Genomic DNA, 20,241 nt, shown 5'->3' on the forward strand with positions numbered 1-20,241 from the left:
TACCTCACACGAACTTGAAGTATGACTCTTCTTCAAACTTGTCCTTATCCGAAGCAGAGGAATAGTCCTGTATCTGTTTGTCAAGCTGTGCGAATATATTACTGCGTATTTCCTGAGATAGAGTATTTTTTACGAATATGCTTTCCTTAGCGATAGCTGCTGCCTCATCAAGTGAAGAGGGCAGCGGCTGAAGAAGTGAATTGTCAGAGCCGTTGTGCATAGCACTTTCAAAGAGAGAGCAGTCCTGAGACTGTATTCCCTCGATACCAGCTGCAAGGATAAGCTTGAATGTGATATAAGGGTTGCAGCAAGCGTCTGCGGAGCGTATCTCAATACGGGGAGAGATACCCACAGGATTTGGAACACGTATAAGCTGAGCGCAGTTTTCCGACGACCAGTTGATATACTTAGGAGCATAGCCCATACCCAAACGCTTGTAGGAATTCGTTGTGCAATTAAGGAATGCGGTTATCTCACGCATTTTGCTGAGAACTCCCGATATGAAGCATTTACCCTCGAATGTCATATCATTCTGAGTATCAAAGATGTTTTCTCCGCCTTTTTTGAGACTGATGGATATGCTGAGTGCGCTGCCGTGCTCATCGGGCAGCGGCTTAGGCATAAATGAAGCGAAAAGACCGTTTTGAGCTGCTATGGATTTAACTACGGTCTTGTAGTGTACCATATTATCGGCAGCAGTTATAGGCTCACTTTCGCGAAATTCGATCTCATTCTGTGCAGGACCGTGTTTATGGCAGGAGCTTTTCGGACTCATGCCCATTTCTTCCAATGAGAGACAGATCTCACGTCTTGCGTTTTCGCACTTATCCAGCGGAGCAACATCCAGATAGCCGCCCTTGTCGTGAGGTATCTTTGTAGGCTCGCCGCGTTCGTCAAGTTCAAAGAGATAGAACTCGCACTTTGTACCCATTTCGCAGGAATATCCGTCAAGTCTGAGCTGATTGATATAGTTGGTCAGCTCTGTACGCATATCGCCTACATAGTCGCTTCCGTCCATGTTTTTGAGAGCGCAGAAGAAGCGGACAACTCGTCCCGACTTAGGTCTCCACGGGAGAACGGAAAGTGTGGATATGTCGGGCACGAGAAGCAGGTCGGAACAGCCCTCGGCGATACATGAAGCATCGAAAGGTATTCCGTACTCAAATGCTCTCGGCAGTTCATTAGGCATGATAGCCACGTTTTTGAGATTGCCGAACATATCACAGAAAGTAAGTCTTATAAATTTTACGTCGTTCTCTTCAACGAATTTCAGTATCTCTTTAGGAGAAAAGCTCATTGAAAGACCTCCATTTTCAGCCGTTAGCCGTTAGTATTAGGGGACGGCGTTTTCAACGTCCCAATGTAGGGCGCACATTATGCGCTCGTTAATTTTTCTTTTTATTTCAATGCCATAACATATATCTGGCACGGGTTATCTTCGTCCCAGTAAGTGGGGAATACCTCGAACTCCTTGAAACCGCAGCTGAGATAGAACAGATTGGTCCTGTCATAGTCCTCGTACTTTCCCATTTGTACTGTTTTCACCTGCATAAAGGAATAGCCGTTTTCGGTAGCGATAGCTTTTGCTTTATCAAAAAGCTGCCGTCCTATGCCGCTGCGGTGATACTCTTTAAGCACACCCATAACAGCCAGTTCAGCGGTATCCTTACCTGTTTCTTTCAGACAAAGGAAACCTACATATTCATCGTTTTCTTTAGCTGCTATAAAAATCCAGTCGGCACTGTCTCTTATGTACTGTTCGCGGCTCTCGTCCACCTCGAACCATTCTCTCAGCGATTCAAGGACTTTACGTGCAATTTTACTTTTTTCGTCTTTATCAAAGATCTGTTCGATCATATATTTTTACTCCAAAATATATTTGTAGGGGACCCATTTCGGTGTTCCGCAAGTTGAGAGTTATGAACTGCTTAGATATATCAGGATTTCTTAAGTGCTTCCCACTCCCTGCGTGTTATAGCATAGGCATAAGAAACAGTATTCTTTTCGTCAGGATATTCTTTGACTTTTTTCATTCCATTGGCAATAGCAGTAGAATATGAGGCAATATTGGTATATTTCATATAAGAGTACAAACAATCGTATTTGGTATTTTCAAATGCCCAATCTCTGACTGCTCTTGCAGCTTCACTTCCTAAGCCCTTTCTCCAATACTTCTTATGAATGTGATATCCTATTTCAGGCAGTAACTCTCCGTCAATATTCTGGATAGTGATTCCGCAGTCACCTATCATTTCACCGGTTTCCTTCAGAACTACCGCCCAGAGTCCGAATCCGTATTTAGCATAATTTTCAATATTCCATTGTATCCACCATCTGACTTTTTCTTCGTCAAATGGTTTGGGATAATGCTTCATAGTTTCTTCATCGGAAAGAATTTCATATAAAGGATCAAAATCGTCAAAAGTATATTCTCTCAATTTTAATCTCTCTGTTTCAATTATCATTATTTACACCTAAAAATCCCGATCTCACTTATGAATAGGGGATCAGACATTAAATCTGAACAGAACTATATCTCCGTCCTGCATAACATACTCCTTGCCCTCAAGGCGTACAAGTCCCTTTTCCTTAGCGGCAGCCATGCTTCCGCAAGCCATAAGGTCGTCATAGGAGATAACTTCCGCACGGATAAAGCCCTTTTCAAAGTCGGTATGTATCTTACCTGCTGCCTGAGGAGCCTTAGTGCCCTTTGTGATAGTCCATGCGCGGACTTCCTGCTTTCCTGCTGTAAGGTATGAGATAAGTCCGAGGAGTGAATAGCCCTCCTTGATGATACGGTTGAGACCTGATACTTCGAGACCAAGCTCGCTGAGGAACATAGCCTTGTCCTCGTCGCCCATATCTGATATCTCAGCTTCTATCTGCGCACAGATAGGAAGTACAGCTGAGTGCTCCTCAGCTGCAAGTGCGCATACAGCTTTGTAATTCTCGTTTGTTTCGATATTGTTTGTGAAGTCTTCTTCACTGAGGTTAGCAGCATAGATAACAGGCTTTGCGGAGAGAAGAGGAGTTGACTTTATAAGCTCTCTTTCCTCGTCAGTGAAATCGAAGCCTCTTGCAGACTTGCCGTTCTCAAGGTGAGCCTTTAATCTTTCAAGGAACTCAGCCTCTGCAAGGTACTTCTTGTCGCCCTTAGCAGCCTTTTTAGCACGGTCGATACGTCTGTCCACCATTTCGATATCTGAGAAAATAAGCTCCAGATTGATAGTTTCGATGTCGCGGAGAGGGTTTATACTTCCGTCAACGTGAATGATATTGGGGTCCTCAAAGCATCTTACAACGTGAACGATAGCATCGACTTCACGTATATCGGCAAGGAACTTGTTTCCGAGACCTTCGCCCTTTGAAGCTCCCTTTACGAGACCTGCGATATCAACGAATTCGAGAGTTGCGGGAGTGAACTTATCAGGCTCATACATCTCAGCAAGCTTGTCCAGTCTCTCATCGGGAACAGAAACGATACCAACGTTCTTCTCGATAGTGCAGAACGGATAGTTTGCTGATTCAGCACCTGCGTTCGTAAGTGCGTTGAAAAGTGTGCTTTTGCCAACATTAGGCAGACCAACCATACCAAGTTTCATATTTATTTCTTACCTTTCTTATCATATGTTTCCCCGCCTGTAAGGCGGGGAACTGAATACTTTAATTGTTTGCGTAAGTTGTGCGCTTGTTGTTTACCAGCGAGCTTACATTTGAGTTCTGTATCTGTACGTCGCCGCTTTCCGTACCTATATCCTTAGGATTGCCGGCATTAACGATCATTGATACCTGTGAATCTATAATAGTAACATTTCCTGTGCCAAGAGCGTCACCGATACCTGTTACCTCATCGCCTTCAGAGTCGATAGTAATATCGGCATTTTTTATCTTTGTATTGATGCTGCCCTTGATAGCACCGATACACGAGTTCTTGCCTGAGCGCATCTTCATATTGATCTTGCCCTGCTTGATGTAGATGCTGCCCTCGCCGTCCTCAAGAACGCCTATTCCGACAGCCTGCGCACCTGTGCATGACATATTTATATTTGCAGATGAGCTGATAGTTGAAATGCCCTTACAGCTACCTATACCTGCTATCTTAATGCCTGATATATTCATATCAAGGTCGCAGTTCTCGCCGATATCGATATTTGCATCACCGTTGAAGCTTCCGATGCCGAGACCGTTATGAGAATACATGAACAGCTTTAACTTGCCCGAAACGAGGTTTATATCGGAGTCGTCATCATTATATCCGCCGCCGATGCAAAGCGATTCAACGCTGTTTGAGACAATTTCAAGAGTACCGCCGAAGTCGATAGTGATATCGCCGTAGCCGTGATCGTAATCGTTTCCGATACCGATACCCTCAGAAGCGTAGCAGTCGATAGAAAGATTGCCCTTGCCGTTGAGCACGAACTGTGAACCCATAGGCACATAGATACCTGAGTAGCTGAGCTTGTTGTTCTTGACAACATTGAGCACCAGTCTTGCGTACTCGCCAACAGCGATAGTAGGCTTGCTGTTGCCGCTTATCATATTGACGTTTTTGAGTGTGAGCTCACAGCTGTGATTATCCATTATGGAAATATTCATCTTCACAGGCTTATCGGGATCGCCGACGATAGTGAGCTTGCTCTGGTAAACGTGTATATCTGTATATTTTTCAAGAGCCAGTTTGAGAAGATCTATCTCAGTATCATTCTGAGCGGCAAAGATCTTCTTCACGCCGTCAGGACGGCTTTCAAGATTTGTCTTGATTATCTCGTCCTTGATGTCAGCTGAAATGCTGTTTAGGAAGAGAGGCTTTGGCTTTGAGGTATAATAACCCTGAACAAGATCAACACCAAGGCGTATCACTGTTTTTAGCTCCTGAACTGTTTCAACGCCTTCAGCCAGTGATTGCAGCTGGTTTTCATGGCAGAACTCGATAACGGAAGTTACAAGCTGCTGTTTTTTGAGGTCGTTGTGTATATCGCTTATGAGCGAACGGTCTATCTTTATGTAATCGGGGGAGTAATGCAGCAGATTTGACGAATTGGAGTAGCCTGTGCCATAGTCATCTATAGCAAGCTTTGTATGCGCAAATCCGCAGCGTTTTTTCAGTGTTTCGATGCCCTTTGCAGTAGCCGCCGACTCCTCGACTATTTCGATAACAGTCTTTTCAAGGAGCTCACCGTATGTAAGGTAAAGCTCATTGAAGTCCTCATCTGTGAGGAGATGATTTGGAAGGCAGTTGATGAACAGCTTGCGCTTTTCAAATATCTGCTGGTTATCGCTGAGAAGCTTCATGGTATTGAAGAAGGTTAGCTTTTCGATAGCGTATAGATTATTCTGAGCTTCACCTATTTTCAGTATCTGCTTCGGAGCCATTTTTATATCGCCCACAGTACGCATAAGGGCTTCGTAAGCGACTATCTCACCTGTCTGAGTCTCAACGATAGGCTGGAGATAGTAGGTGAGGAGATTTTCCTGAACGATACGCGAGAATGTCTGAGCATTGCGGTAAGAGTCCTTTTCGCGTATGTAGTTTTCCTCAGAGAACCAGTTTATAACAGAGCGTTTATCGGTTCTTGCCTCGAAGAGAGCGAATTCGGAGAAATTCACCAGCATATTGAAGTCAGAAGCTTCCTCAGGGTAAGATGCACAGCCGATAGAAAGGCTTATATGGCTCTTATCGGAAATATCTATTATCTCGCCGAAATCATCTGTGAGTATGCAGTTCTGAACAGCCTCGTCCATACTGTTGAGGATATTGTAAATGCTCATCTTGTCGTATTCGCGGAAGAATACGCATATCTCATAGTTGGATTTTGAGCCGATTATGAGGGTATCGCTGGCAAAGCTTTTCAGAGCTTCCGCAACAGAAGTGATACAGCTGTTGGTATTGTCAACAGTGAGATACGAACCCAGCTTGTCTATGCCGTTTATGTAGATAGTGGCAAGGCAGGCGTGCTGTACATCGGGAAGTATCTTCTTTATCTTCTGTGAAAATGACGGATAAGACGGCAGACGTGTAATAGGATCGTACTCTACAAAAGCCTGTCGGTCGTTGAATTCCGATATCTGACGGGTGAAGTCCTGAACGAAGCCCAGCCACTCGTCACTGCTTTCGTAGATGTTCATTTTTATGTAGCGTGTTACGTTTCCGTCTGTGTATTTATAGATATGTTTCTGTCCTTCAACGGGATTTTTGGAGATCATTTCAAGGAGATTGAAGAATTCAAACTCGTTGATCTTTTCACTCGGGCAGCCAAGCATATGACAGGCAGCCGTATCAAGGTAAGCAGCTTTCTCTTTTGCAATATACGTGAACGCACCTATATTGCCGACAAACTGCTGGAATACTTTCCAGTCACGGCTCAGCGCGGGAGGAGTTTGGGTAAAATCGAAAATACTCATAGTTACTCCGTATACCGCATGACTGGCGCAGAATAGCCTATTGCGCCTCATGTTGGCACCTGCATTTTACGGTCAGCAGGTGACCGTGATAACGTACGATTTATACACTTTAATTATACAGCAAAAACCGCATTTTGTCAATAAAAAAGCCGCCCATTTAAGGCGGCTTCGGAAATAACTATGTAGCTATCAGTCAAGGAAATCCTTGACCTTTTTGCTTCTGCTGGGATGACGGAGTTTTCTGAGTGCTTTAGCCTCTATCTGGCGTATACGCTCACGGGTAACGTCAAAACGCTGACCAACTTCTTCGAGGGTGCGTGACTTGCCGTCCTCAAGACCGAAACGGAGCTTGAGCACCTTTGCTTCACGGTCTGTAAGTGTTGAAAGTACCTCATTGAGCTGCTCTTTTAGGAGAGTATGTGAAGCTGCTTCAGCAGGAGCAGGAGCATCATCATCAGGGATAAAGTCGCCAAGGTGGCTGTCCTCCTCCTCACCGATAGGAGTTTCGAGAGATACAGGATCCTGAGCCACACGCATGATCTCACGAACCTTGTCCACAGGCATATTGAGCTTGTCTGCTATTTCCTCGGGGCTTGGATCGTGACCGTTCTCGTGGAGGAGCTGGCTTGAAACCTTCTTTACCTTTGTGATAGTTTCCACCATATGAACGGGGATACGGATAGTTCTTGCCTGATCGGCAATTGCACGGGTAATAGCCTGTCTTATCCACCATGTAGCGTAAGTGGAGAACTTGAAGCCCTTAGTGTAATCGAACTTTTCAACAGCCTTGATAAGACCGAGGTTGCCTTCCTGTATAAGGTCAAGGAACTGCATACCTCTGCCTACATACTTCTTAGCGATAGAAACAACAAGACGGAGGTTAGCTTCAGAAAGACGCTTTTTAGCGTAAGGATCGCCCTTAGCCATTCTCTGAGCAAGCTCTATTTCCTCCTCGGTAGTAAGAAGCGGAACACGTCCGATCTCCTTGAGGTAGATCTTTACAGGGTCATCGATAGCGATTCCCTCTGTAGAAAGGGCCATTTCAAGGTCATCTGTCATATTTGAGTCGAGACCGATCCTCAGGTCAGCATCGAGGTTCATATCCTCGACGATCTCGATATTGAGATTTTCACAATTGTCATAGAAGGTATTGATCTGATCAACGTCGAAATCAAGCTCCTCCAGAGCATCAGTTATCTCCTTGGTAGTGAGCTTGCCGTTGGTCTTGCCCTGTTCCATCAAGGCTTCGATGGTATTTTTCTTTTCCATTTTAATATTCCTCCTATTTATTCTTTGAACGGAAGAGTTCAAGCAGTTCATCATTGCTCATATCTCCGTTAGAAGCGGGTCTTGTGTTTTTCAGTACCTGAGCGCAGTCAGCCACAACGTCACGGGTAATGTCAACATTGCGTTTTTTTGCTGCTATTCCGCTTATTCTTCCCATTTCGTCCGTGGAAAATTCATCGGACAGCAGTGAGATTGAGAATTTGTCGGAATTTTTCAGCCTGTCCAGCAGTGCAGTGTAAACTTTCTTGTTGAAAGCAGTTACGAATGACTGCGGCGGAGCCAGCTTTTCGATGTCCTCATATTCCTGAGGACGATTTAGCAGGTAGCTGATTATAGTCTCCTCGGCACGGGCTTCCTTTTTATTGGAAACTGCGTCGGGATTGATATCGTCGCGTATGTATGAAGTTTTAGCCTTTATATTGCGCCATTCTGTCTTTTTGGCGTTTCGGCTGTTCTTTTGGAGCATGGAGTCGATGTGGGTTTTCAGAACCTGTACAGGTATGTCACACTTCTTAGACGTACGGGAGATGTAAACCTCTCGCTCTAAAGGTGATTCTATACCTGCAAGCACCTTTGCGGTACGTTTCAGCAGCTCTACTCTGCCTATCTCGGTTGAAAGATCAAGTCCGACCTCACACTTGTCAAGCATGAAGTCGTTAGCATCGTTAGAGCCGTCGAGTAACATTCTGAATCGGTCGCGTCCGAATTTTTTTATGAATTCGTCAGGGTCCTTTGCGCCTTCCATGTGTATTATCTTAGTCCGCAGACCAACGTCCGCGAAATGGTTGATAGCTTTCTGAGTAGCTTTCTGACCTGCACCGTCACTGTCGTAGGCAACTATCACTTCCTCGGCATAATGGCTTATGAGCCGCGCCTGATCGGGAGTTATAGCAGTTCCGAGTGTGGCGACCACGTTCTCGAAGCCTGCCTGATTTACGGCGATAACGTCCATATATCCCTCACAGAGTATCAGACGCTTTGCGTTTGAATTCTTTGCAAAGTTCATGGAGAACAGGTTAGAGCCCTTGTCAAATACGGGAGTTTTTCCCGTGTTGAGATATTTCGGCTGTGAGTCGTCAAGGACTCGTCCGCCGAAGCCGATTATATTACCGCGGAGATCAACTATAGGGAACATGACTCTTTTGCGGAACATATCAAAGGTACGTCCGTTTTTCATGCCTGCAAGCCATGCATCAGCCATTTCCTCATCGGAATAGCCTTTCGACTTCAGAAGATCTGTGAGTGCGTTCCATGAATCGGAAGCGTATCCGAGACCGTATTTTTTTATGGCCTGAGGAGTAAGCTTGCGGTTTGCGAAATATTGCAGCCCTGTCTTGTCCGAGCCTTTTATAAGGTTGGTATAGAAGTAATTAGCAGCGATTCGGTTCATCTCGTAGATACGAGTTTTACGCTTTGCGTAGCCGCTGTCCTTGTTACCAAAAGCAGGAACTTCCATTCCCGAACGCTGTGCAAGGAGCTTTACAGCCTCGGAAAAGGTAAGATTTTCTATCTTCATGGTAAATGTGATGACATCGCCGCCTGCTCCGCAGCCGAAGCAGTAAAAGTTCTGCGTATCTGTAAAAATAGTACAGGAAGGCGTCTTTTCCGAGTGGAAAGGACATGAGCAGACATAATTTCGGCCTCGTCTTATGAGGTTCACATAGCTGCCCATTACTGTTTCAATAGGATTGGCATTTCGCAGATTGTAGAGAAATTCATCGTTAACGGGCATTTTCTACCTCACTTCCAGAATTTCGGTACGAACAGTTCGGTATAAAGATCAACGGCATATTCGTCGCTCATACCCGAAATGTAATCGCATACAGCGCGGTCTGCATCGGAATTTTTCATTATATTTTTATACTCATCGGGCAGCTTGTCGCTGTGTTCGATGAAGTAGGAATAAAGCTTCTGCACAAGGAGTACAGCCTTTCCTTCCTCCTGTTTTGCAGCAGGATTGGTGTACACCTTTTCAAACATGAACTTTTTCAGTTCGTCGTGAGCCTTTCGTATATCGGGAGCAAAGTCGATATCAACTGCTCCGTGGCCGATAACGGAGGCTATCAGCGTGGTTATACGCTGAGTTTTTGTCCTGCCGAGAGCTCTTACGCAATCGCGTGGCAGTTCGTTCGGATCGAGTATGCCTGCGCGGATAGAGTCCTCAATATCATGGTTTATGTATGCGATAGTATCGGCAAGTCGGACTATATTGCCCTCTTTTGTATCAGCCACCATATTTGTATGGCAGTGTATACCGTTTCTGACAGCGTGTGTGAGATTGAGTCCCTTGCCCTTTTTTTCAAGAACTTCCACAACTCTCACGCTTTGTTCGTAGTGCTTGAAGCCGTGTGGACATATCTCATTCAGCGTTTTTTCACCGCAGTGACCGAAAGGGGAGTGACCCAGATCGTGACCGAGAGCAATTGCTTCGGTAAGATCCTCATTCAGTCTCATGCCGCGGGAAATAGTCCTTGCTATCTGCGATACTTCGAGAGTATGAGTAAGGCGTGTCCTGTAGTGGTCTCCCACGGGAGACAGGAACACCTGAGTTTTACGTTTTAAGCGGCGGAAGGAGTTACAGTGGAGTATGCGGTCGCGGTCACGCTGAAATTCAGTGCGGAAAGGGCATTTTTCCTCATAGCGGTCGCGTTTTGTGCCGACTTCGTCAATGCTGGCACAGGCGTATTTGCTGAGTATGCCTGCTTCACTGATCTCGATCTGTTCGCGTACAGTCATTTGTATCTCCCCCTGACGTGATGAAATGGTAAAACTGTATATGTGCATATACAGTCAAAAAAATGCGCACAGTATAAAGCTGCGCACAGCACAAATTTACTTTAAATTTTGCTTCTATTATACTTATACTATTTTGAAACAAAAAACCCTTTATTTTTTTTATGGATTTTTTTGTACGGAAGAGAAATCTTCAAAAAGCTCCTCGCAGTCCTCTATATTTACAGAACCGTTTGTGACTTCCACAAGCTCTTTTTTCAATGCATCGAGCTTTTCTGACATAACGAGTATCTCAAGGGTAACATCGCTGCCAAAATCCGAATTGACCGTAATGGTATCATAATTTGGCAGAAGATAGGATATCTTGCCGTACATACCGTAATCCGCAGTTATTTTCAAGCGGTGACACATACACATATTCATGATATGAGCAGCATCACAGGCAAGAGAAGCCGCATGAGAGTAGGCTCTGACAAGTCCGCCGCCGCCCAGGAGTATACCGCCGAAATAGCGTGTAACTACCACACATACGTCTGTGAGCTCTCGCTTTTTCAGTACATCAAGTACGGGTACGCCTGCAGTTCCCTGAGGTTCGCCGTCGTCGGAATATCTGGAAATATTATCCTCACGGAGTATATATGCATAAACATTGTGCTTGGCCTTGCGGTGCTCGGCTTTTATGGAATTTATAAAGGCTACAGCCTCGTCATTAGTCCTGACAGGGGCGATATATCCGATAAACTCGGAGCGTTTTTCTATAAAAGAAGCCTTAGCGTTTGCGGAAATAGTGAAATAGTTCATAATAAATTAACCTTATTGACGAAAAGCCCCGTCAATGACGGGGCTTGTGACTTACTTGTCCATATTGAAACGCTTCTTGAATCTGTCAACACGTCCGCCTGTATCAACAAGCTTCTGCTTACCAGTATAGAACGGATGGCACTTTGAGCAGATTTCAACCTTGATGTTTTCCTTTGTAGACATAGTCTCGATCACATTACCGCAGTGGCAAGTAATTGTGGTCTTTTTGAACTCAGGATGGATTCCCTCTTTCACGATTGTCACCTCTTTCGATTTATTATTGTAAATCGAGCAGCCCATCAGTTCCGTTAGACAGTAGTGCCGAATATACATTACAGTTATATATTATATCACACAGCCCCGTGTGTGTCAAGGTGTTTCTGATTTATTTTTATTTTTTAACTCTTACGCTTTTTGCTATTTGCTGACTTCTGTGTTTGGGTACAGATATTTCGGTCATATACAGTCCTGAATAAAAGGGGCAGACAAAATGTCTGCCCACCTTTTTATTTCATGCTCTGTGTAAAATCAGCGTAGATCTTCTGCTCGATGACCTCTGCTTCTTCGCGTGTAGGAGCTTTTGCAGTGATATATGTCTTGATCTTCGGTTCTGTACCTGATGGACGAACTATAGCCTTGCAGCCGCCCTCAAGATAGAATGCGAGAACATTTGACTTAGGAAGTGTAAGCTCCTTGATCTCGCCTGTAGCGATATTCTTTGAAGTGCTTGCCTTATAGTCCTCAAATCTCTCGACCTTGAGACCGCCGATAGTGGTAGGATGATCGTTTCTGAGGCCTGTCATGATCTCTTCCATATGCTTCATACCGCTTGCGCCTTCAAACTCAAAGCTGTAGAGAGTCTGGAGGAACATACCGTACTTCTTGTACATATTTTCACGAGCCTGCATGAGAGTTATGCCCTGTGTGCGGTAGTAAGCAGCCATTTCGCAGATAAGCATTGAAGCGTCAACTGCGTCCTTGTCTCTTACATAGCCGCCCGAAAGGTAGCCGTAGCTCTCTTCAAAGCCGAAGATATAACGTTTTTCTTCGCCCTTTGCTTCGAGGAAACCGATCTGCTCACCGATGAACTTGAAGCCTGTGAGAACGTCGATGACTTCAACACCGTACTCCTTACCGATGAGGTTTACGATATCAGTAGTAACGATAGTCTTGACAGCGATAGGATTTGCAGGCATTGTACCCTTTCTGATACGCTGCTGGCAGATGTATTCAAGAAGCATAGCACCGACTTCATTGCCTGAGAACAGTGCATAGCCGCCCTTGCCGTCAGGAACTGCGATACCTACACGGTCACAGTCTGGATCTGTTGCAAGAAGGAGATCAGGCTTTACCTTGTCGCAGTAGCTGAGACCTACCTGAAGTGCTTCACGTATCTCAGGGTTCGGATAAGGACAGGTTGAGAAAGTTCCGTCAGGATTTTCCTGTTCCTTTACAACAGTAACATCTGTGATGCCGATACGCTTGAGTATCTCGCGGACAGGCTTGTTACCTGTACCATTGAGAGGAGTGTATACGACTTTGAGTCCGCTGCTTGCGCAAAGGTCAGTGTTGATGCCCTCTGCAAGAACGTGTTTATAGAAATCCTCGATAACATCATTTCCGATGTATGAGATATTGCCTTTAGCTAATTCTGCTTCAAAGTCAGAGGACTTTACATCATTGAAAATGTCCAGTGAATTGATCTTTTCGAGTATTATCTCTGCACCTCTGAGTGTGATCTGGCAGCCGTCCTCGCCGTAAACCTTGTAGCCGTTGTACTTTGCAGGGTTGTGGCTTGCTGTTACCATGATACCGCCCTGGCACTTGAGTGCGCGTACTGCCCATGAAAGGCATGGTGTAGGCATAAGCTCAGTATATATATGTACCTTTATTCCATTTGCTGCAAGTACCTCAGCAGCAGCCTTTGAGAAAACATCGCTCTTTATACGGCTGTCGTAAGAGATAGCAACACTTGGGTTCTTGTATTCCTGATTGAGATAATCTGCAAATCCCTGAGTAGCGCGTCTTACAGTGTAAATGTTCATACGGTTGGTACCTGCACCGATAACACCTCTGAGACCGCCTGTTCCGAATTCAAGGTCACGGTAAAATCTATCAACTATTGCGTCATTATTGCCCTTGACCTCGGCAAGCTCTGCCTGAAGATCGGGATCCTCCTTGGCGTTTTCACACCAAAGGCTGTAAAGTTCCATTTCTGACATTTATAATACCTCCTGAACAGATATATAAACATTATACCACATATTGCTCTTTTTGGGAATAGCTTTTTTCATTTTGTGCTATTTTTTTCTTATTTACTCAGTTAATAAACGCCTTTGACTTCGATTTTTAGATGAAATTACTATATCATATCTTTTTCTGATAGATGTATCTGAAAATGTATATACTTTTACTCCGATAAGACGCTATACCGCAAAAAGGGCAGACATTAAGTCTGCCCTTATATGATCAGTCGCCGAAGGATACTCCGATATCACGGGCTGCGATAACGAGATGATTATCCGTATCGACGAATTTAGTCTTTCCCGCGATATCTTCAAGCTTGTTCGATGTGATCTTATTGCCTATCTTTGCAACTGTTCTGCCGTAGCGTTCCTTAGCTATGAGGTATGCAGCGTGTACGCCGAACTGAGTTGAAAGAACTCTGTCATACGCGCTCGGAGCACCGCCTCTGAGCATATGTCCCGGTACGCATACTCTTGCTTCAAGTCCTGTATTGGACTGTATCTGTGCTGCGATACGGCTCGTTGCGGTAAGTATACCTGCTTCTGCACGCTTTTTTGCACGTTCCTTCTTCTTCATCTGTGCTTCGTTTATATCGAAAGCACCCTCAGCTACAGCAACTATGGAGAAAGTCTTACCTGATGCGCTTCTTGCCATTACTGCATCGCATATCTTGTCGATATCATATGGTATCTCGGGGATAATGATAACATCAGCACCGCCTGCGATACCTGCGTTGAGAGTGAGCCAGCCAGCCTTATTTCCCATTATCTCGCAGAGAAGTACACGGGAATGGCTTGCAGCTGTTGTATGAAGTCTGTCAAGAACATCTGTGGCTATATCTACAGCCGTATGGAAGCCGAATGTAACATCAGTGCCATAGATATCGTTGTCGATAGTTTTTGGAAGTCCGATAACGTTAAGTCCCTCATCGGAAAGCAGCTTGGAGGTCTTGTGAGTACCGTTTCCGCCGAGAGTGAGGAGACAGTCAAGTTTCTGCTTTTTATAAGTCTCCTTCATATTTTTTACCTTGTCGATGTTGTCCTCACCTATGACCTGCATCATCTTGAATGGCTGACGCTTTGTGCCGAATATAGTTCCGCCCTGAGTGAGTATGCCTGAGAATGCGGAAGGAGACATCTCCTTGCAGAGATTATTGATAAGTCCGTAATAACCGTTTGATATGCCGACTATTTCCACATTGTCCTCGCCGAAACGCTCGTAGCAAGCCTTTGCTACACCTCTTATAGTTGCGTTAAGACCGGGACAGTCGCCCCCGCTTGTCAGAATACCTATTCTTCTTTTCATAATAGAAGACCTCCGTTTGCTTTATATTTTTGATACAGCTTTCAATATCCCCTTAAAAGCTGTTATTTCTTCTTATTGCCGTGACTGCGTTTTTCGTTGATCTCACGGCTTTTCTTTTCATTTGTTTCAAAGAATTCCTGTATCTTTTCGGGCGGCATGGGCTTTCCGTAGAGATAGCCCTGTGCATAGTCACACCCTGCCATTCTCAGGATAGACTCCTGAACCGTATTTTCGATACCTTCTGCGATAGTTTCGATCTTCTTTGATTTTGCTATACGGATTACTGCCGAGACTATCTCATAAGCGATATTGTCATGCTCGATATCGGTTATGAAAGAGCGGTCTAGCTTCAAAAGCGTGATAGGCAGTATCTGCAGATAACTCAGTGAAGAGTAGCCTGTGCCGAAGTCGTCCATTGCAAGCTTTACGCCAAGATCGCGGAGCTTGTTCATCTGGTTTACTGCGAAATCTATATCGCTGAGTGCGAGAGTCTCTGTAAGCTCGACTTCCAGCCACTTAGGATCAAGTCCTGATCTTGCAAGAGCGTCAAATACCTTTTCGCGGAGATCGTTCTGATAGAAGTCAGATGAAGCGAAGTTTATTGACATAACTATGCTTGGATAACCCATTTTCTGCCAGAGTTTGTTCTGACGGCAGCCCTCGTTAAGTACGAATTCGCTTATTTTGCTTATGAGATGTGAGCTTTCAGCGATAGGAACGAAAGCATCGGGAGTGATTATAGTGCCGTCGGGCTTTATCCAGCGTATAAGTGCTTCAACGCCCATGATCTTGCCTGTAGAAAGGTCGATCTTAGGCTGATAGAAGAGCTGGAGCTCGTTATTGTCGATAGCAAGGGCAAGAGATTTTTCAAGCTCGGTGTTGCCGATGATCGAATCGTGCATACTCGGCTCGTATCCGCAGATGCTGCCCTGAGTGTTGTCGTCAGATTTGAGGGCAAATTCGGCGTGTTCCATAACATCAAGGAAGGAACTGCCGTCTTCGGGCATTTTTGAATAGCCGGCTGAGCAGGTAAGGCTTATGGATGCAAGCTCGTCAACGGCAAGCTTTGCAAATTCTTCCTGAATTGATTTTACTGTACGTGTCGGCATTTCGTCATCGCCGTAATCTCTCAGCAGGAGAGCGAAGTTGTCGCCGCTTATTCTTGCTGCAAGACCGCCCGGAGTAACGAATTTATAAAGTATATGTGCGAAATTTTTCAGCACGTAATTACCGTTTGAATAGCCGATAGTATCGTTTATGATATGAAATCTGTCAATATCGAGGACTATCATCCAGAATGAGTAATTGAGTATCTTACAGGAATCGTATATTTCCTGTCCCATGCTCACAAGTCTGTTGCGGTTAGCTATCTCAGTAACTTCGTCAATGTACGCAAGACGTTCGATGAGCATATCCTTTTCGTGTTCTTGAGTTACATCGATGACAGCTCCGCCGAAGAGAGGCAGAGTATTGCCCGTGCCGGGGATAGACTTGAAACGATAGGAATACCAGCGGTAAGAGCCGTCGGCACTTCTGAGACGTATCTCGATATTCTTTATCTCCGACATATCCCTGTTTTTGATAGCTCCGTCGAACTGTATCCTGTCATTTGGGTGTACCAGTGCGCGGAACTCATTTACATTTATAGTGCTGTTGCGCAGACCGAGCATACGCACAAGCTCAGGCGATGCACGATATATCCTTCTGTCGGTACTCATTATAAGACCGATCTCGGCAAGCTCCATTGATGAGTTGAAGAAGTCGTTGGCACTTGCCAGATTTACACGCATTTTTTTCAGCTCGGTAAGGTTGAAGCCTGTGCTGAGGTGTACCCACTGCTTTTTAAATCTCTTGACAGGAGAGGTGCTCCATGCGATAGAGACAAGGTTTCCCTGAGGGTTTCTGAAGCTCGATTCATATGAGTAGCTTCCTGCTATTTTTCCCAGTGCGCTGGCATCGGGAGTATTTATTCCGAAGGCAGTCCATACAGCTTCTTTTTTGTCTGATTTTTCCGAGCTTATGCCAAGAAGGTCACGGAGCTTTTTATTGATATAGACGTAGGAGAAATTATCTGACCAGATTATCATTTCTGTGTTAAGGTTCTCAATGACTTTGGTGATCTCTTTTTCGTCTATAGATGTTTTCTTATTTTTATAGATCCAGCCTGATATTGCGAGAATAAGGGTAGCGCAGACCATAGTACAGACATATATTATGAGCGTATCCTTCGCATACTCAGGGTTAAGAATGCAGTATCCTATAACAAGAGCACTGGCTGCGACTATTATGACTGATGCTGCGAGCGGATTGAAAGTTCTTCTCATAGATACCGCCTCCCTTCATACACAAATATTCATATATATTATAGCAAAAATTACTGAAAAAGTCAATCAAAAATTTAAACTGGTCTACTATTTTTGATAAAATTGACGGAAATGTACAAGAAAATTTCACCGAATATACACTTTTATCTGATATAATGCTATAATATAAATATAGTATGGCTTAGGCTGTGCTTTATGCGTAATAATAACGAAAGCTGTATACACGGAGGTAAAAAATATGGCTCATATCCTGATCGTTGACGATGAAATGAATATTAGAAAGGTCGTACGAGAGTACGCTGAATTTGAAGGCTATGAGGTCACAGAAGCCGAAAACGGCATGGAAGCTGTCAATCTTTGCCATGATAATGACTATGATCTTATTATAATGGACGTTATGATGCCGCGCCTTGACGGTTATTCTGCCTGCAAAGAGATACACAAGACAAAGAATATACCTGTCATCATGCTTTCTGCAAGAGGTGAGGAGTACGATAAGCTCTTCGGATTTGAGATAGGCATTGACGATTATGTAGTAAAGCCTTTTTCACCAAAGGAGCTTATGGCAAGAGTAAAGGTAGTTCTGAAACGCAATACCCGTCAGGAAGAAACTGTTACACAGGACAAGTTTGCGTTTGAAGGACTTGAGGTGGATATAGCAGGAAGAGAAGTATATGTAAACGGCGAAAAGGCTTCCATGACTCCAAAGGAATACGATCTTCTCTTTTATCTTGTTAAAAACAAGAATATCGCTCTTTCAAGAGACAAGCTCCTTGAAGAAGTATGGGGCTATGACTTCTTTGGTGATGACAGAACAGTTGATACACATATTAAAATGCTCAGAAACAGTCTTGGTGAGTATCGTAAATTCATCGTTACACTGAGAGGAATGGGATACAAGTTTGAGGCAGATTAAGTTTTTTAAACACGCAGGCTCACGCATACCTCTTAAGTTCAAGGTGTGGCTGTATTTTGTACTGTTTACTATCGTAGTATTCGCACTTCTGTGGCTGTTTCAGATATTATTCCTTGAAGAATTCTATGAGAGAATGAGGATAAGTACAGCTTCAAAGTGCATGGAATCCATTGCCGACTCATATAACAGTGGAAATGAAGAGGAATTCTACAGGAAGATAAACACCATGTCCGTAGATAATGACTTCTGTGTTGAAGTCCTTGACAAATATGGCAATCAGGCTAAAAAAAATCATGTTATCGGTGACTGTATAATCCATGAGAAATTTACAAATCTGCGTAATTTTAAAGATAAAATAGACGAATCTAACAACGGTATAATAAAGCTCAGACTGAAAAATCCAAGAAGCGGATATGATATGTTGTTGTATGGCTGTACTATAGGAATAAAAGAATGTGACGGCTATCTTCTTATAAATGCAGTTCTTGAACCTGTAGGAGCTGCTATCAGCATAATAAAAGGTCAGCTCATGCTGATAACAGTTATTCTGATCGTTTTTGCGTTTGTGATATCCCTGTATCTTTCAAAAAGGATAGCTGATCCTATTCACAGGATAACTACTTCCGCAGAACAGCTTGCAAAGGGCGATTTCAATACAAAATTCGACGGAAGAGGATATCTCGAAGCTAAAAAGCTTGCTGATACGCTTACATATGCGGAAAAGGAGCTTTCAAAAGTGGATACCATGCAGAGAGACCTTATCGCAAACGTTTCTCACGATCTCAGGACTCCTCTTACCATGCTGAAGGCATATGCTGAGATGATACGCGATCTCTCGGGCGATAATCCCGTGAAGAGAAATGAACATCTTGAAATAATCATAAGTGAGACCGATCGTCTCGCACTCCTTGTAAATGATATGCTCGATCTTTCAAAGCTTGAAAGCGGAAAGCAGAAGCTTACACCTTCCGAATTCGATATAAGAGGCAAGCTCAACGAGATAATTGACCGTTTTGAGGGACTTTCCGAGAAAAACGGCTATCAGATACACTTTACTCCCGATGAGGAGAAAACAGTATGCTGTGATCCTGTAAAGATAGAGCAGGTAATATACAACCTCATAAACAATGCCATAAACTATACTGGCAAGGATAAACAGGTCTTTGTAAGACAGATAAATCAGCCTGACGGTGTTGTGGTTGAAGTCGAGGACACGGGCGACGGTATCGAAGAGGAGAAGATAAAGCTAATTTTTGATAAGTACTATCGCTCCGAGAATCACAAGCGTGAAGTCGTCGGCACAGGTCTGGGACTATCTATCGTAAAGGCTGTGCTGAAAATGCATAACTATGATTACGGTGTCCGCAGTACGATAGGAAAGGGCTCTACATTCTGGTTCAAGATAAGTGATGTAAAATAAGTATGGTCTGAAAGAAAATGTATGAAAGTACCTGACGGTGTGAACTTGGTATCCGTTCTTACAGAAATATTTCAGTTCTTATGACCTCTGAAAGCGGTATTTCAAAACTAAAAAGCACTGTTTACAGGCGATAATTCGTTGTGCGTTTTTTACGGCAAGTATAGGAAATGTATGCGAAAAAAGCTATATTTGTGCAGAATTAATACAAAAACGAGTATTATGTTGATAATTTTGTTTGCTGCCCATTTAGATTTTTCACACAAAATACATAATCCTGTGCTATAATATACTTGCTGAGGGAGAAATCCCGAAGCTGATTTTCATGGTAGTTTAATGTTTACCCCAACATTAAATTATTAAATCCCCAATAATCCCTATATCATGGCAGATGAGCTTCCTATTACGGAAGCTCGTTTGTTTTATACATAGGGCATCTCTAAAAAACTCTTCCGATAAAAATCAACTACGCACGGCATCTGCTTCGTCAACCTCCCTCGCAGTGCGACAGCACGCCTTCGGGAGCTTTACTTGCATCTACCGCACCTATTTGATTTTTCTTACCGAAATGGGTTTTTAGAGATGCCCTATATTTTTTTCTTATAATTTGTGGTTTGCTATTGACAAATGTCGGATCATGGTGTATAATGTATCAGTAACCTTATCAAGAGCGACGGAGGTAACAGGACCTGTGAAGTCGCAGCAACCCGAACGTAATGAGTCGAAGGTGCTAATTCCTGCGGTTTTTCCGGAAGATGAGGACATTGGGTAACTGTGACTTCTCTTTTCGGAAAGAGAAGTTTTTTATT

General features: G+C 43.9%; 15 protein-coding genes and 1 riboswitch. Of the genes, 2 read left to right on the top strand and 13 right to left on the bottom strand.

What is annotated here, in order from left to right; translation table 11 throughout:
* Positions 1-4: 4 nt before the first annotated feature.
* The 13 genes from QZZ41_RS07930 to QZZ41_RS07990 all read right to left on the bottom strand — a co-directional run bounded on the left by QZZ41_RS07930 (position 5) and on the right by QZZ41_RS07990 (position 17,099).
* On the bottom strand, positions 5-1,297 hold the full coding sequence (locus QZZ41_RS07930) for a glutamine synthetase family protein (protein ID WP_295070150.1): 1,293 nt from the start codon (positions 1,295-1,297) through the stop codon (positions 5-7).
* A gap of 101 nt (positions 1,298-1,398) precedes the next feature.
* Positions 1,399-1,857, bottom strand: a complete 459-nt coding sequence (locus QZZ41_RS07935) for a GNAT family N-acetyltransferase (RefSeq protein WP_295070152.1) — start codon at positions 1,855-1,857, stop codon at positions 1,399-1,401.
* Between the two features lie 80 nt (positions 1,858-1,937).
* A complete protein-coding gene (locus tag QZZ41_RS07940) occupies positions 1,938-2,465 on the bottom strand; it encodes a GNAT family N-acetyltransferase (protein ID WP_295070153.1) in 528 nt (175 codons plus the stop codon).
* 42 nt (positions 2,466-2,507) lie between these two features.
* Positions 2,508-3,602 carry a redox-regulated ATPase YchF gene (gene ychF / locus QZZ41_RS07945; protein WP_074714184.1) on the bottom strand — a complete coding sequence of 365 codons (1,095 nt, stop codon included), beginning with the start codon at positions 3,600-3,602 and terminating at the stop codon, positions 2,508-2,510.
* Positions 3,603-3,663: 61 nt separating this feature from the next.
* Positions 3,664-6,402: an EAL domain-containing protein gene (locus QZZ41_RS07950; protein WP_295070155.1), complete on the bottom strand. Its 2,739-nt coding sequence runs from the start codon at positions 6,400-6,402 to the stop codon at positions 3,664-3,666.
* A gap of 189 nt (positions 6,403-6,591) precedes the next feature.
* Positions 6,592-7,671: an RNA polymerase sigma factor RpoD gene (gene rpoD, locus QZZ41_RS07955; RefSeq protein ID WP_074714182.1), complete on the bottom strand. Its 1,080-nt coding sequence runs from the start codon at positions 7,669-7,671 to the stop codon at positions 6,592-6,594.
* Between the two features lie 13 nt (positions 7,672-7,684).
* Positions 7,685-9,421, bottom strand: a complete 1,737-nt coding sequence (gene dnaG / locus QZZ41_RS07960) for a DNA primase (RefSeq protein WP_295070158.1) — start codon at positions 9,419-9,421, stop codon at positions 7,685-7,687.
* Positions 9,422-9,429: 8 nt separating this feature from the next.
* Positions 9,430-10,425, bottom strand: a complete 996-nt coding sequence (locus tag QZZ41_RS07965) for a deoxyguanosinetriphosphate triphosphohydrolase (protein ID WP_295070160.1) — start codon at positions 10,423-10,425, stop codon at positions 9,430-9,432.
* A 159-nt stretch (positions 10,426-10,584) separates the two neighbouring features.
* The gene (locus QZZ41_RS07970) at positions 10,585-11,223 is read right to left on the bottom strand and encodes a YigZ family protein (RefSeq protein WP_295070162.1); all 639 of its coding nucleotides are present in this window, start codon (positions 11,221-11,223) and stop codon (positions 10,585-10,587) included.
* A gap of 51 nt (positions 11,224-11,274) precedes the next feature.
* Positions 11,275-11,478, bottom strand: a complete 204-nt coding sequence (gene rpmE / locus QZZ41_RS07975) for a 50S ribosomal protein L31 (RefSeq protein ID WP_019678077.1) — start codon at positions 11,476-11,478, stop codon at positions 11,275-11,277.
* 251 nt (positions 11,479-11,729) lie between these two features.
* Positions 11,730-13,445 (bottom strand): phospho-sugar mutase, encoded by a 1,716-nt coding sequence (locus QZZ41_RS07980; RefSeq protein WP_295070164.1) that lies wholly within the window; start codon positions 13,443-13,445, stop codon positions 11,730-11,732.
* Positions 13,446-13,692: 247 nt separating this feature from the next.
* The gene (locus QZZ41_RS07985) at positions 13,693-14,775 is read right to left on the bottom strand and encodes a 6-phosphofructokinase (RefSeq protein ID WP_074714176.1); all 1,083 of its coding nucleotides are present in this window, start codon (positions 14,773-14,775) and stop codon (positions 13,693-13,695) included.
* Between the two features lie 62 nt (positions 14,776-14,837).
* The gene (locus QZZ41_RS07990; protein WP_295070167.1) at positions 14,838-17,099 is read right to left on the bottom strand and encodes a bifunctional diguanylate cyclase/phosphodiesterase; all 2,262 of its coding nucleotides are present in this window, start codon (positions 17,097-17,099) and stop codon (positions 14,838-14,840) included.
* A gap of 238 nt (positions 17,100-17,337) precedes the next feature.
* Here QZZ41_RS07990 and QZZ41_RS07995 point away from each other — a divergent pair, with 238 nt between their 5' ends.
* Entirely contained in the window at positions 17,338-18,015 is a 678-nt protein-coding gene (locus tag QZZ41_RS07995; protein WP_295070169.1) for a response regulator transcription factor, read from the top strand.
* Positions 18,002-19,435 (top strand): cell wall metabolism sensor histidine kinase WalK, encoded by a 1,434-nt coding sequence (locus tag QZZ41_RS08000; protein ID WP_295070170.1) that lies wholly within the window; start codon positions 18,002-18,004, stop codon positions 19,433-19,435. Before QZZ41_RS07995 ends, QZZ41_RS08000 begins: the two co-directional genes overlap by 14 nt.
* Before the next feature lie 655 nt (positions 19,436-20,090).
* Positions 20,091-20,194: riboswitch (SAM riboswitch) on the top strand.
* Positions 20,195-20,241 lie beyond the last annotated feature (47 nt).

It is taken from the genome of Ruminococcus sp. (assembly GCF_016283395.1).